Source organism: Flavobacterium sp. HJSW_4, from assembly GCF_042436695.1.
Lineage (GTDB): Bacteria > Bacteroidota > Bacteroidia > Flavobacteriales > Flavobacteriaceae > Flavobacterium.
Genome location: NZ_JBHNPP010000003.1, coordinates 95,149 through 109,554 on the forward strand (window position 1 = coordinate 95,149; position 14,406 = coordinate 109,554).

Here is a 14,406-nt window from a genome sequence, read left to right on the forward strand (position 1 = left end):
TTTCTTTAACCAAAAATCTGGTTTTTGGTTTCTATTTAATGCTGTCTCTTTCGTATTCGTCAATATGATCAAATTCAGGATAGTGTTTTCTAGCCTTAGACCACATAAAATAAATGGCAGGAATTACAAAAAGCGTTAAAGCCAATGAGAATATAGTTCCACCCACAATTACAACTCCCATACCAATTCTACTCGTAGACGCAGCTCCAAGTGACATTGCAATTGGAAGCGCTCCTAATGCAATAGCCAAACTCGTCATTAAAATTGGACGTAAACGTGCTTCCGAAGCTTCTAAAATAGCTTCCATTTTTGGTTTGCCTTGTTCTCGTAACTGATTGGCAAATTCTACAATCAAAATACCATTCTTGGTAACCAGACCAATCAACATTACCGTACCAATTTGACTGAAAATATTCCATGTCTGATTGAATAGCCATAATGAGAATAAGGCTCCAGCAACCGCCATTGGAACCGTTAAAATGATAATAAACGGATCTATAAAACTTTCAAATTGAGCTGCTAAAATCAAGAAAATTAGTAATAAAGCCAATCCGAAGGCGAAAGAAGTATTCGAGCTACTTTCTACGAAATCTCGTGATTCTCCACTTAAATCGGTTGTAAAACTTTCGTCCAAAACTTTCGCTTTAATTCTGTCCATTTCTTGAATACCATCGCTGATACTTTTTCCTGGTGCTAAACCAGCAGAAACAGTTGCAGACATATAACGGTTGTTATGAAACAATTGCGGCGGATTACTTTGCTCGTAAACCTTCACAACGTTATCCATTTGAATCAATTGGCCGTTTCTGTTTTTTACAAACATAGAAGTTAAATCCAGAGGTTTAGATCTGTCTTTTTGGTCAAATTGTCCAATTACTTGATATTGTTTTCCGTTTCTAATGAAATATCCAAAACGCTGTCCGCTCAAAGAAAGCTGTAAAGTTTGCGCGATATCTATAATTGAAATTCCTAAACTTTCTGCTTTTTCACGATCAATTGTAACGTTGATTTCGGGTTTATTGAATTTCAAGTTTACGTCTGTCGTAGAAAACACATCACTTTTATTCACCTCATTCATAAATACAGGAATTTTTTCTCTCAATTTATCAAAATTAGGAGCCTGAATAATATATTGAATCGGTAAACCTCCACGTCTGTTTACAGCAATTGTAGGTTGTTGAATTACAGCAGTTTTAGCATCTGGATATTTTTTCGTCCATTTTGTCAATTTATCAGCAATATCTTTTTGAGACACCGTTCTTTCGTCTGGTTCTTTTAATGAAAGTCTGATAAATCCTGTGTTTGTTGCCGAAGCTCCAAAACCTGGCGCTGTAATAACTAAACTTACTTTTTTCTCAGGAATAGAATCATCAACCAATTGTGAAATTTCCTGCATAAAACGGTCTGTATATTCGTATGAAGATCCTTCTGGAGTTGTCATACGCATAGTTACAGAACTTCTGTCATCGTAAGGTGCTGTTTCTTTTGGAAGAATAGTAAAGAATAAATAAATCAATCCGAAACAAGCAAAAAGAATAGGGAAGCTGATCCATTTTCTTTCCATAAATTTTGAAAGCGCTTCAGCATAACTGCTGTTCATTTTTTCAAAAAATGGTTCTGTTTTAATATAGAATTTTGATTTTTTCTGTTCTCCGCCTTTCATTAAATAAGCGTTCAACATTGGTGTCAAAGTCAGAGAAACAAAAGCAGAAATTAATACCGCAGCACCAATTACAACTCCAAATTCCCTAAACAATCGTCCAACGAAACCTTCAAGGAAAATTACAGGTAAAAATACCGCTGCTAATGTTACCGAAATCGAAATTACGGCATAGAAAATCTCATTAGAACCTTTAATAGCGGCTTCAATTGGCGACATTCCTTCTTCTACTTTTTTGAAAATATTTTCGGTTACAACAATACCATCATCTACCACAAGTCCCGTTGCCAGTACAATTGCCAATAAAGTTAATACGTTGATTGAGAATCCGAATAGCCACATAATGAAGAATGTAGCAATCAACGAAACCGGAATATCAATTAAAGGTCTGAAAGCAATCGCCCAGTCTCTAAAGAAAAGATAGATAATAATGATTACCAGAATTACCGAAATTCCTAATGTTTCTGCAACTTCTAATACTGATTTCTTTACGAAAATTGTATTGTCGAGCGCAATATTTAATTTGATATCTTTTGGAAGATCCTTTTTTAAGGCTTCGTATTTTTTGTAAAATTCTTTAGAAATATCTAAATAGTTTGCTCCGGGCATTGGAACAATAGCTAAACCGATCATCGGTAAACCAGATTGGCTTAATTTTGTTTCAATATTTTCCGGACCTAATTCTGCGCCTCCAATATCGCTTAAACGAACGATTTTATCTCCGTCTGTTCGAATGATAATATTGTTGAATTCTTCTGCTTTAGAAAGATTTCCGATAGTTTTTACTGTAAGCTCGGTATTGTTACCAGTCAATTTTCCTGATGGTAACTCAACATTCTGTGCATTTAACGCAGTACGAACATCAGATACTGTACAGCCATAAGCAGTCAGTTTTACAGGGTCGATCCATAAACGCATTGCGTAACGTTTTTGTCCCCAAATTTGAACACCACTCACTCCTGGGATAGTTTCTAAACGTTGAGAAATAACATTTTCTGCGTAATCACTTAATTCTAAAGAATTTCTGGAATCACTTTGAACCGTCATCGAAATAATAGCGTCACTGTCTGCATCTGCTTTAGAAACAACTGGCGGCGCATCAATATCTTGCGGAAGATTTCGAATAGCTTGAGAAACTTTATCACGAACGTCATTTGCCGCTTCTTCAAGATCTTTATCCAGATTAAACTCTATAGTAATGTTACTGCTTCCTTGGTTACTAGAAGAAGTAATATTTCTAATTCCGTCAATTGCATTTACTGCTTTTTCAAGAGGTTCGGTGATTTGCGATTCAATAATGTCGGCATTTGCACCCGTATAATTGGTACGAATAGAAACCTGCGCAGGGTCAATAGAAGGGAACTCCCTAACACCCAAAAAAGTATAACCAATAAAACCGAATAAAATAATTAATAGATTCAGTACTATAGTTAAAACAGGTCTTTTTATACTTGTAGTTGATAAACTCATGTGAGATTTTAGATTTTAGAGTTTAGATATTAAGTGTAATTTTTTACTCATAATTTATAATTCAAAACTCATAACTTAAATATTATTTTTGAACTTTAACTTTAATCGGAGCTTCGTCTTTTAAAGACATAACGCCGCTTGTAATTAAAGTATCTCCAGGTTTTAATCCAGCTAAAATTAAAATCGAAGAATCTGTTCTTGTTGTTGCATCAACCATTACTTCTTTTGCTTGGCCATTATTAGCAACATATACTTTTTTACCATCCTGAATTGGCACAATAGCTTGAGAAGGAACTACAATAGCATCTTTAATAATATTTAAAGGCAATTTGATATCTGCAAAAGTTCCAGGGAAAAGTTTTCCGTCAACATTATCTGCAAGCGCGCGAATTTGAAGCGTACGCGTTGCAACGGCAACTTCTGGTTCGATTGCATAAATTTTCGCATTATAAGTTTTGTCTGAACCAGAAACTTTAAAATCGATTACAGATCCAGATTTTACTTCTGCAGCATATTTTTCTGGGATAGAAAAAGTGATTTTTAATTTACTTGTATTAACCAATTTTGCTACTAAAACAGTTGGCGTGATATAAGTTCCTGGAGAAATCGAACGTAAACCGATTTTTCCTGAAAAAGGTGCTCTAACAGAAGTTTTAGAGATTTGCGCTCTTATTAATTGTGTTTGTGCTTGTGCAGAAGCGTGATCGGCTTTGGCAACATCGGCTTCTTCTTGGCTGATTGCTTCTTTTTGCAATAGTAATTTTGCTCTTCTTTCGTTTTCAGCAGCCAAACCTTCTCTCGTTTGAGCTTGTTGCAATTGCGCTTTTAGTTCAATATCATTTACTTTAAGAAGCACTTGTCCCTTTGTTACATTGCTGCCTTCATTAAAAAATATTCCTTCCACAATTCCAGAAACCTCACTATGAATTTCTACTTGTTCATTTGCTTCAATAGATCCTGATAATGCTAAATTATTGTCAAAAGTGGCAGTTTTTATTACGATTCCATTAACAGTTGTTGGAGATTTTTTGTCATTGAACTTTTTAGAATCATCGTTTTTTCCCTTGTTTGAAATAATTCTGTAGGTGACAAAGCCACCAATTCCAACGATTAAAAGGGTGTAAATGAGGTGTTTTAGTTTCATAAAAATGAGGTGAATATAGATTTTAGGTTTGTGTTTTTAGTAAGCTTACAAATTTAACTTTTTGGTGCGAAATCGAAAGCTGTTAGCGTTTATTTAACATTTGTATGTACAAAGGTTTGCATTTAGACTTAAAGCGTGCAAAAAGGTTTAATTGAACATTAATTTTTTTTAAAGAAAATTAATTGTTTAAGTCTCAAAGTAAGTTCTAAGACTCGTAAAAGGCTTGCTTTTTCTAGGTTGAAAGAAAATTTCTTCAATTTGTCTGATTTTTTTTGCACTTTATCGATTTTATTTGTAACATTGGTATGTTAAACAAAATGATAAGATTTTAGCTGAACACTATAATAATTGTTTAGTGTTAATGTTAAAATGTGTAAATAGAAGTTGTTTTTTTGGAGTTTTTACTAAAGTGAGCGAGAAATAGTATTAACAAGTGTTTATTCTTTTGGTGTTTAAATAATAATAAAAAAATGATATATGAAGAAAAAATTACTTCTGAGTTTATGGTTTACACTTTTGCTTGCGGCAATTGGCTATTTGTTTTGGCAGAATGAATTTAAATACAGTCTTCCAACTCCAATTCCAAAAAATTACCACGCGATTGCAATGGGATCTAAGATAGAACTTGGTCCATGCTGCGCATTTGATAACAAACCTATTTTTATCCATTTTTTTAATCCCGAATGTCCTTGTTCGCGATTCAATGTGCCGCACGTTAGTGGTTTGATTAAAAAATATGGAGATCAAATCAATTTTAAAATTGTTGTCTTAAACAAACAGAAAAATTTTACTATTGATGAAATACAGCAAAAATTTGACGCCAAAATCCCTGTTTATTTTGACGAAGCAATTGCTAAAAAATGTGGCGTTTTCTCAACTCCTCAGGCTGTTTTGTTAGATCAGTCGCATAATTTGTATTACAGAGGCAATTACAATAAAACCAGATATTGTACAGATGCCGAAAGCAATTATGCTCAAATGGCGATTGATTCTCTTCTTAGCCAAAAAGAAAATCCTGCTTTCAACGCTTTAGCCCTTAAAGCCTACGGATGTTCATTACCAAAATGTACTAAATAACTATTTCCAAAAACCTAAATCTAATAACCTATGAAAGCAAAAGCTAGCTTAAACGAACAAGATTATCTGCACAGTTTTATGTCTACAATGACACAAAAATCAGATACTATTATTAATTATGTACTTGCAGTATATTTTCTGCTTGGTATCGGACTTTCTTTTAAATATGATACTTTCGAAATTGGTGTTGGTGTCGGGACATTGAATCTTTTGGCTTATTATTCGGCTAAATTTTTCATGAAAAACTCTAAATTTTACCAATACGTTTTATCAGTCGTTCTGGCTATTTTTATGGCACAGTACATTTATCAAATGCATGGAATGTTTGAAATGCATTTTACGGTATTCATCGCCAGTACGATTTTAATTATTTATCAGAATTGGAAACTTCAAATTCCGCTAACTTTATTAGTTGTATTGCACCATGCTGGTTTGGCTTATCTTCAAAACTTTATCTATAATGACGCCAACGGACTTCAGGTTTATTTTTCACAGGTAAATTTTGACATGGAAACTTTAATCATCCATACCGTTTTGGCTGCTGTTGTATTTTTAATGAATGGTTACTGGGCGTATTACTTTAAAGAACATAGCGAAAATCATATTTCTAAAATTTCAGACGAATATGAATTAGAAAACATGAAATTGGCTTCGGCAAAATACAGTTCAATGTCGGCTACAAAAGACTACAATGATTTTATTCATAGAACAACTTTAGATTTAAAACTGCCAGTAAATTCGGTTTTAAAATTGATTGATGTTTCAAAAGGGCATACAGACAACGATAAATTGCTTACTTATCTTGAAATGATGAGAGAGAGCGCGAAGAAAATTGACGATTTGGTTAATGATATTCATGTAAAATCAACAAATACTAGGAGTTAGATTTTTTCCGAGAAATCGGAGCCAACTTCCAAAAAATATTAATTTTTTAAAATTAATTTAAATGTAAAATTTATGGATGCGAAATTGCACCGTCCAACACCTTCTGATAGAGAAGTAGACTGGAATAAGAATAAAGTATTGCTTAGTAAAACTGATAAAAAAGGAACCATTTTATATGCGAACGAAGACTTTATAGATGTTTCTGGTTATGATGAATTTGAGCTTGTCGGACAGCCTCATAATATAGTGCGCCATCCAGATATGCCAAAAGTGATTTTTAAATTCTTGTGGGACAGTATAAAATCCAGCGAAAACATTCATGTCATCATAAAAAACATGGCAAAAACGGGGCGTTATTACTGGGTTGTAACCGATTTTAAAATCGTTGCAGATACAGATGGTGAGATTGTAGGTTTCTTTTGCACTCGAAAATCGGTTCCAAATGATATTATTGTGAAATTTATTGAGCCTTTGTACAAAAAGCTTTTACAGATTGAAGAAACAAGTGGCATGCACGCTTCTGAAGAATATCTAGTTGGCTTTTTAGAAGAAAGAAAAAAAACATACATGGAGTATATCGATTACATGATTGCGACCGGAAAGGATGATAAAAATAAAGTAAGTAAAGGCTTATTTGGCGGACTTTTTGAAAAGAAAAATGAGCCAAAAAAATAATAACTAATAATATACTTCATTGTATCTAATAAAACATTCAATTTTAAATTTGAGCCCCCATCAAAACTAAATCAAATGAATACAATGGAATGCAATGGAGTATATGTTTTTTTGTTTCAAGTTTCAGGTTTCAAGTTCCGTTAGGAAAACCTTTGAACCTTTGCCTCTCAGAACCTTAGCGCCTTAACTAATATAATTCCAAATATTCTTCTTCTTGGTCATTTCGATGAAAATCGCTCTAAGAATAGCATTTTCAGGCTTTTGAAGCGCAGAATCTTCTTTTAAGATTTTCATGGCATAATTACGAGCCAAAGAAAGAATCTCTCTATCTTTTACAATATCAGCAATTTGCAGATTCAATACACCACTTTGTTGCGTTCCCATTAAATCACCAGGACCGCGAAGTTTTAAGTCGACTTCGGCAATTTCAAAACCATCGTTGGTTTGAACCATAGTTTCCATTCTGGTTTTACTGTCAGAACTCAATTTATGTCCCGTCATTAAGATGCAATAACTTTGTTCGGCACCACGACCAACACGTCCGCGCAGCTGATGCAATTGCGAAAGCCCAAATCTTTCAGCACTTTCAATAATCATCACACTGGCATTTGGCACGTTTACACCAACCTCAATTACAGTTGTAGCGACCATAATATTGGTTTTTCCTTCAGAGAAACGTTTCATTTCAGAATCTTTATCTGCTGGTTTCATTTTTCCATGAAGAATAGAAATAGCATATTGAGGAAGTGGAAAATCACGAGAAATACTTTCGTAACCGTCCATTAAATCCTTATAATCCATTTTTTCAGATTCCTTAATAAGCGGATACACAATATAAATCTGTCTTCCTTTTGCAATTTCATCACGAAGAAACTTCCAAACTTTCAAACGATTGGTGTCATAACGATGCACAGTCTGAATCGGTTTTCTTCCTGGAGGCAATTCGTCAATAACCGAAATATCTAAATCACCATATAAACTCATGGCTAAAGTTCTCGGAATAGGAGTAGCGGTCATGACCAAAACGTGTGGCGGAATATCATTTTTCTTCCACAATTTTGATCTTTGCTCCACACCAAAACGATGCTGTTCATCAATTACAGAAAGGCCTAAATTCTTGAATTTTACTTTATCTTCTAACAAAGCGTGAGTTCCAATCAAAATTTTAAGTTCGCCGCTTTCTAGCTCTTCGTGAATAATTTTTCTTTCAGAAGTTTTAGTAGAACCTGTTAAAATTCGAATATTGATATTTAGCGTTTTAGCAAATTCGGATAAACCAAGAAAATGCTGATTCGCCAAAATTTCTGTTGGCGCCATCAAGCAAGCCTGAAAATCATTATCAATTGCCAAAAGCATGCTCATAAAAGCAACAATCGTTTTTCCCGAACCCACATCACCTTGAAGCAAACGGTTCATTTGAGCGTTGCTTCCCATATCCGTTCGGATTTCTTTGATTACTCTTTTTTGAGCATTCGTTAAATCAAAAGGCAAATGATTTTTATAGAATTCATTAAAAAGTTCGCCGACTTTATCAAATGGATGTCCTTTTATTTTATGTTTTCGAATGAGATTCTTTGTAATTAATTGCAACTGAATAAAGAACAATTCTTCAAATTTCAGTCTGAATTGCGCTTTCGCTAAAATCTCAGCACTTTTCGGAAAATGAATATTGAATAACGCTGCTCTTTTCGAAATCAGTTTTAATTCTTCAATTAAAAAAGGAGGAAAAGTTTCTGTGAACAAAGCTTGTGTTTCCAGAAAAAGCTGTTCCATCAATTTATTAATCGTACGGTTCGAAATTCCTTTATTCGCTAAAGCTTCCGTTGAAGGATAAACAGGTTGCATAGCTGAGCGTAAGCTTCTTTCGTGTTCGCTTAACAATTCAATTTCCGGATGCGCCATACTGAATTGGCTTCCATAAAGAGAACATTTTCCAAAAATCACTATTGTTTCATTCAGTTTTAAACTCTCGCGAATCCATTTGTAACCTTGAAACCAGTTTAAGTCAATTTGCCCTGTATCATCAACAAAAGTGGCTACGAGACGCTTTTTGTTTTTAGCAAATTCAACCGTTTTTATGTGAATTATTTTCCCAATAATCTGAACTTCAGAACCTGTATTCTGCAATTCATTAATCTTGTAATAACGCGTTCTGTCAATATATCGATTCGGAAAAAGATTGACTAAATCTCCATATTTATGAATGCCCAATTCCTTACGAAGCAACTGGCCACGACTCGGACCAACACCTTTTAAGTATTCAATTGGAGTTTCTAGGAGATTGTTTGACATTCGAAGATTTAGATTTTTTGAGAAGAAAGAAGCAAGAAAAAAGACCAATTACAATCTCATTATCTTTCTTCTTGCTTCTTTTTCTTTAGAAAAGCGAAGATAGATTTTAATTGGGAATTTTGAAAATGAATTGTAGTTTTCAAGTCTCTGAATATTAACTTATCGTTAAGTCGAAGAATTTTGACGCAACCGTTTAAAGAAAGTAAAGTCTTATTAATAGTTAACCATCAAAAACTTTAAAAATGAAAAAAATTGGACTTTTAATTTTAACGCTTCTTTCTCTTGTTTCCTGTTCTGATAACGATGACAAACCATCTGAAAGTTACGTTGGAAAATGGGCCTTAAAAAGAATGGGCAGTAATAATCCTGCTGCAAATTCTATAGATATATTAGAATGGGAGGAATCTTATACATTTAATTCTAATAATACATTTTCTAAAACGAGAAAGAAAGACAATAAAACTACAACTATTTCAGGAACTTATTCCGTAATAAAAACGACTGACCAAATACAATTTGAATTAAATTATACTGCTGAAAGCGATATAGTTGCATCTTGTTTTTCAAATGTAAAAGAAAATTTATATATCCTTAATAGCATGGGAAATTTGTATGGAACTTGGTCCATATGTGACGGTCCAATGCTTGTTTATGAAAAAAGAGATAAATTTTGAATGCTTACTAATTTTTTTCTTGAGCTCCGTTTCTGACGGAGTTTTTTTATTTTTATCGTCAGTAAAATTTTAATAAAAAAAGATAATTGCTAGATTTGTTAAAACATTTAAATTATAAGCCTCAAATTATGATTAAAGAAGAAAAAGTTCCTTTTGAAACTATGGTGTTTTCTGGTATTACATTCAAAGTAATTAACCGACACGAAGCGCACACGATTATTGGCGATCTTACCGATTTCAACAATAATAAAATTTATAATGTTTTTGAAGACACTTGGCGTTTTCCCGATTACGAAGAAAATCCGATATTTCTATTAGCCGAAGAAGATGTAGAAATGGATTCGTTTGAAATGGATTTCAGTACCGAAGAACATTCCGATATTTTCATTTTAGGATTTATTTTTAAAGGAAATCTAACTGTTGCTAAACTTATCAGTTCTTACGATACCGATAATTCTCCTGCCTTAATTGTTTTAGGAAAAACTACAACAGTTAATATTAATTTGTTCGGAAGCGTGCATTATTTAGGCGGAGGCTTGCAATGCGATTCATTAGTCGGTGAATACAATCACGGAGAACTTTTTGTAAAAGGCGATCTTACAGCATGGTTGATTTATGCTGATGACATGCTGCTTCATTTTGAGCGTTTTACAGATGTTCAAGCGATTATTAGTAGCGGCAGACCCGATGTTTTGATTTGCAGCAATGTTCAAGATACCGATGGATCCGTTATTACTGTAGAAAATTATCTGCCTTCAACACATAAATTGTCTGATATTGTAGATGATGCTTTTATAGAATTTTCAAGTTATGGAAGTGAAATATTAGGCAACAATTATTTAGATGTTTTTAAAGACGGACTTTCAATCTTAGATTACGACAAAAAAGAGAAATATTCTTATGCCGATTTTCGTAATCAGTTTATCAATATGGTTGAAGTTCTCTCTGAAAATGAGGAATTAAAAGAGAACGGAAAAATCGTTAGACACATTTCTGGAACAACTTATTTGTTTATTCCTTTTGATTACGAAGGAAAGAAATACAGTCAGATTTCTCAGGAAATTTCGAATGGTTTTAGCATTAGAATGCGCGCTTTATGGTGTCATGAAGATGAAGATATTCTACTTATTTTAGAATATTTGAATGAAGATGGAGATCCAAAATATCAATGGATGAATGATGAAAATGCTCCTGGAATTGAGCTTTTCTGCGTAAAAAATGCTGCGATAGAAACTTTCGAAATGTTGACTGCTGAAGTTGTTGAAGAAGACGATGAAGAGGATGATGAAACAGAATATGCAGATTATGACAGTAGTTTTTCATTGGAGGAATTTGCAGTTCAATTTGGTGATTATAACGTGCCTGCTGATTTAGTGAAATTACATGAATTTGAGCAGGAATATGGAGCAGAATCTTATTCTGAATGCTTTGGACTTACGATTACAGATGATAAAACAGGAATAAAAACATGGTCTGAGGAAGAAGAATTTTATAACAGTTTTATCGAATTTGCAGGAGCGAACGGCTCAGGAAGTTCGTATGCGTATTGGCTTATCGATAAAGATTTGAATAATTGCCCAATTGTAGTTTTTGGTGACGAAGGCGGAATTCATATTGTGGCAGAAAACACTCAAAAATTGATTCAGCTTCTGACTTTAAACACAGAAATATCAGTTGATTTTGATAAAGCTTATTTCTATAAAGACGAGGAATATTATGAAGAAAGTGAAAACTTGCAAGAATTTCATGATTGGGTTAAGGAAGAATTTAACCTTGATGCAATAGAATCTAACGAAGAAGCAGACGAAATTGTAGCCCAAGCACAAAGAAAATACAAGCAAGAGTTCAATGATTTCTTAGTAAAGTTTGATATTGAAATTAGCGAAGAAGATGATGAATAGTTTTTTTTATCTTTGAATTTAAATTAAAAAATAATGAAAACACATTTAGCGCTTTTACGCGGAATCAATGTTTCTGGGCATAATATGATGAAAATGGAAGCTTTGAAAGCAATGCTTGAGAATCTCGGTTTTCAGAATGTTCGAACGTATCTGCAATCTGGAAATGTCTTTGTTGACAGCGAAGAAGAAGCTTCAAAAGTTGGGTTTATGATCAAACAGGAAATTTTTAAAGTTTTCGGACACGAAGTTCCTGTTGTCATGATTACCAAAGAAAATTTGCAATCTTGTTTTGATAATAATCAGTTCTTAAAAGAGAAAGATGTTGATACGAAAAAGCTTTACGTTGCTTTCGTTTCAATGGATTTAAAAAAAGAAAGTATTAATGATTTGAAAATTAGTCAGTTTAAACCAGATGAAGCAAGTATTGATGAAAACAGAATTTTCATTAAATATGCCGTTGGCGCTGGAAAAACACGATTTGATCAAAAATATATCGAGAAAAAATTAAATGTAACCGCAACAATTCGAAACTGGAATACAGTGACGAACTTGCTTAAAATGTATGAAGAATAATGAAAAAGTATTTTTTTATAGTTTTTGTTTTTGCCATGAGTTTAAGTTCTACAATTTATGCTCAGAATACAAAAACAGCACCAGAAGATTTTAATGTCTTTTTTAAGAAATTCAATGAAGATAAAAAATTTCAAATCACCAGAGTTGTTTTTCCTTTAAAATACAAAATGAACAATGATGATTTAGAATTAACGGATTATACTATGACAAAAGAAAAGTATAAAGCCCTTAATTTGAATAATAAAGCGGATGAAAAGTATTTGAAAAGAACAATATCAGTAAAGAAAAACACAGCCACTCTTCAACAGCGCGGACTTGATAATGGAATTTATACAGATTATATTTTTGAACTAAAAGATAATAAATGGTTCTTGAAAACTTGGGTTGACGAATCTACCTAAGAGTTAATCTCGAAGCCATTTTTGCATAGCCGGAAAAGGAAGTTTGTTTTCTTTTTCGGCTTTTTCATTTCCAAGACACAAACCCATCCATTCCAAAAGAGGTAGTCCGATATATTGTCCGGATTCAAAGTTTGAAATAAACCATTCAGAATCATTTTTATATCCATTTGGATGGAATACAAAATCGGCAGGAAGCTGTAAATGATGCAACGCCGCGTAAGACCATAAAATAGCTGCATTTTCGTCACCTTGAGTTGGCCAGTCTTTTGAAATTTCTGCTGTGCCGACCAATTTTCTTTCTGAAGCAATAGTTACTGCAAGATGTCCCGCTTCATGTAAAATATCACCAGGATAAAGCAATTTATCATAATCGATATATATGCAATCAGGACCTAATTCTAAGCCTGGCAAAAAGGTTTCTTCAAGTTCTTTTTCAATAATTTCAATACCAATTTCTTTTAAAAAGAATACTACTTTTTTTACTTCATCATTTTCTTTTAAAGCCATATCAATTTGTTTTTAAAATATTTTTCTTGATGTAAATTGTGTCAGCATTATGAAAAGCTCCTTTTTTCATTCCACCACCAAAAGGCTGCATAAATTGTATGTTTTGAGATTCGTAACCTTCTTTTTTAATTGCTTCATTAACGGATAAAGTTGGTGCTTCAAAAGCAAAAAAAGTAAATTGGCGATATCTTTTTTCATCTAAAGAAAAATACCCATTTGACTGACTTAAAGTCTCGCCAACTGTACAATTTTCAATAGGTTGTTTCGTTTCTGCATCATAAATATAACCCGTAATTTGAGGCCTTTTGCATCGATTTACCAAACAGCTTTGCAAGGCGAATGAAACGAGAACTAGAATAATAAATTTATAAAAAAACTTCATTTATTTTTTAATTAAATCACAATACCAAAATCCAAAATCAAAAGCGGTTTCATCATTGGTATCGCAGGCTGTGTTAGACGAATCTTTCTTTTCTGGTTTTTCATATTTTCGGTAAACAATTTCGCCAATTTCAAAATCAATTGGTTTGGAAAATATTGGTCCATCGAAAGTAAAAGTATGAAATTCACCATTTTCACCACAAACATCTACGTTTTCAGGTAAATCATTTATAAAATCTTGATCAATAACTCTTCCAACAAAACTTTTATCTAAATATTTTTCATTTACACAAACCACAATTGTTTTAAAACCTAACGAAATAAATTCTTGAATTAAATCTTGCGTTGGAATTTTCCAAATCGGAAAAACTCCTGTAAATCCAATTTTAGCCAATTGATTTTCACGATATAAACGCAAATCTTCCAGAAAAATATCTCCAAAAATAGAATGAGTTATGCCGTTTTGTTTTAGTTCGGTTAAAGTTTCAGTCATTACTTTTTCGTAGACTTCCATTGTTGGCATTTCTGGAACTTCAAGAATTTTTAACGGAATTCCGATGCTTTCAGCTTGTTCCTGCAGTAATTCAACACGAATTCCGTGCATCGAAATGCGCTGAAATTGCTGATTCACACTTGTAAGTAGACATTCGATTTGAAAATCTTTATTTTGTAGCGTTTTATATAAAGCAAGAGCAGAATCTTTTCCGCTGCTCCAGTTAAATAAGGCTTTTTGAGGTGTAGACACGATTTGGCAGTTTTATATTGT

The 14,406-nt window shown here is 33.1% G+C and carries 13 protein-coding genes; 7 read left to right on the plus strand and 6 right to left on the minus strand.

Annotation, left to right across the window (positions count from 1 at the left end; translation table 11 throughout):
• Positions 1-31: 31 nt before the first annotated feature.
• Both ACE01P_RS03740 and ACE01P_RS03745 read right to left on the minus strand, forming a co-directional pair.
• Positions 32-3,130, minus strand: coding sequence for an efflux RND transporter permease subunit (locus ACE01P_RS03740; RefSeq protein WP_379694341.1), 3,099 nt, complete (start codon positions 3,128-3,130; stop codon positions 32-34).
• An 82-nt stretch (positions 3,131-3,212) separates the two neighbouring features.
• Complete coding sequence (locus tag ACE01P_RS03745; protein WP_379694343.1) at positions 3,213-4,274, minus strand: efflux RND transporter periplasmic adaptor subunit; 1,062 nt, start codon at positions 4,272-4,274, stop codon at positions 3,213-3,215.
• A 477-nt stretch (positions 4,275-4,751) separates the two neighbouring features.
• Between ACE01P_RS03745 and ACE01P_RS03750 the strand changes: the two genes are divergently transcribed.
• The 3 genes from ACE01P_RS03750 to ACE01P_RS03760 all read left to right on the plus strand — a co-directional run bounded on the left by ACE01P_RS03750 (position 4,752) and on the right by ACE01P_RS03760 (position 6,911).
• Positions 4,752-5,351: a TlpA family protein disulfide reductase gene (locus tag ACE01P_RS03750; protein WP_379694346.1), complete on the plus strand. Its 600-nt coding sequence runs from the start codon at positions 4,752-4,754 to the stop codon at positions 5,349-5,351.
• 30 nt (positions 5,352-5,381) lie between these two features.
• Positions 5,382-6,236: a hypothetical protein gene (locus ACE01P_RS03755; RefSeq protein ID WP_379694348.1), complete on the plus strand. Its 855-nt coding sequence runs from the start codon at positions 5,382-5,384 to the stop codon at positions 6,234-6,236.
• Positions 6,237-6,308: 72 nt separating this feature from the next.
• On the plus strand, positions 6,309-6,911 hold the full coding sequence (locus ACE01P_RS03760; RefSeq protein ID WP_379694351.1) for a PAS domain-containing protein: 603 nt from the start codon (positions 6,309-6,311) through the stop codon (positions 6,909-6,911).
• A gap of 183 nt (positions 6,912-7,094) precedes the next feature.
• Here the strand turns inward: ACE01P_RS03760 and recG are convergent, their stop codons facing one another.
• Positions 7,095-9,203 carry an ATP-dependent DNA helicase RecG gene (gene recG / locus ACE01P_RS03765; protein ID WP_379694354.1) on the minus strand — a complete coding sequence of 703 codons (2,109 nt, stop codon included), beginning with the start codon at positions 9,201-9,203 and terminating at the stop codon, positions 7,095-7,097.
• 242 nt (positions 9,204-9,445) lie between these two features.
• On the opposite strand from recG, the gene ACE01P_RS03770 reads away from it, so the two are divergent.
• The 4 genes from ACE01P_RS03770 to ACE01P_RS03785 all read left to right on the plus strand — a co-directional run bounded on the left by ACE01P_RS03770 (position 9,446) and on the right by ACE01P_RS03785 (position 12,752).
• The gene (locus tag ACE01P_RS03770; RefSeq protein WP_379694357.1) at positions 9,446-9,877 is read left to right on the plus strand and encodes a hypothetical protein; all 432 of its coding nucleotides are present in this window, start codon (positions 9,446-9,448) and stop codon (positions 9,875-9,877) included.
• Between the two features lie 128 nt (positions 9,878-10,005).
• A complete protein-coding gene (locus tag ACE01P_RS03775; RefSeq protein WP_379694359.1) occupies positions 10,006-11,778 on the plus strand; it encodes a hypothetical protein in 1,773 nt (590 codons plus the stop codon).
• Between the two features lie 33 nt (positions 11,779-11,811).
• Positions 11,812-12,351, plus strand: a complete 540-nt coding sequence (locus tag ACE01P_RS03780) for a DUF1697 domain-containing protein (RefSeq protein ID WP_379694362.1) — start codon at positions 11,812-11,814, stop codon at positions 12,349-12,351.
• Positions 12,351-12,752, plus strand: coding sequence for a DUF4348 domain-containing protein (locus ACE01P_RS03785; protein WP_379694365.1), 402 nt, complete (start codon positions 12,351-12,353; stop codon positions 12,750-12,752). Before ACE01P_RS03780 ends, ACE01P_RS03785 begins: the two co-directional genes overlap by 1 nt.
• Positions 12,753-12,755: 3 nt before the next feature.
• On the opposite strand, the gene ACE01P_RS03790 is transcribed toward ACE01P_RS03785, so the two are convergent.
• Genes ACE01P_RS03790 through ACE01P_RS03800 form a run of 3 tightly spaced genes read right to left on the minus strand, consistent with a single transcriptional unit; the run spans position 12,756 to position 14,385 of the window.
• The gene (locus tag ACE01P_RS03790) at positions 12,756-13,259 is read right to left on the minus strand and encodes a hypothetical protein (protein WP_379694368.1); all 504 of its coding nucleotides are present in this window, start codon (positions 13,257-13,259) and stop codon (positions 12,756-12,758) included.
• Between the two features lies 1 nt (position 13,260).
• A complete protein-coding gene (locus ACE01P_RS03795; protein WP_379694370.1) occupies positions 13,261-13,641 on the minus strand; it encodes a hypothetical protein in 381 nt (126 codons plus the stop codon).
• Complete coding sequence (locus ACE01P_RS03800; protein ID WP_379694372.1) at positions 13,642-14,385, minus strand: diphthine--ammonia ligase; 744 nt, start codon at positions 14,383-14,385, stop codon at positions 13,642-13,644. It lies immediately after the preceding gene.
• Positions 14,386-14,406: the final 21 nt, after the last annotated feature.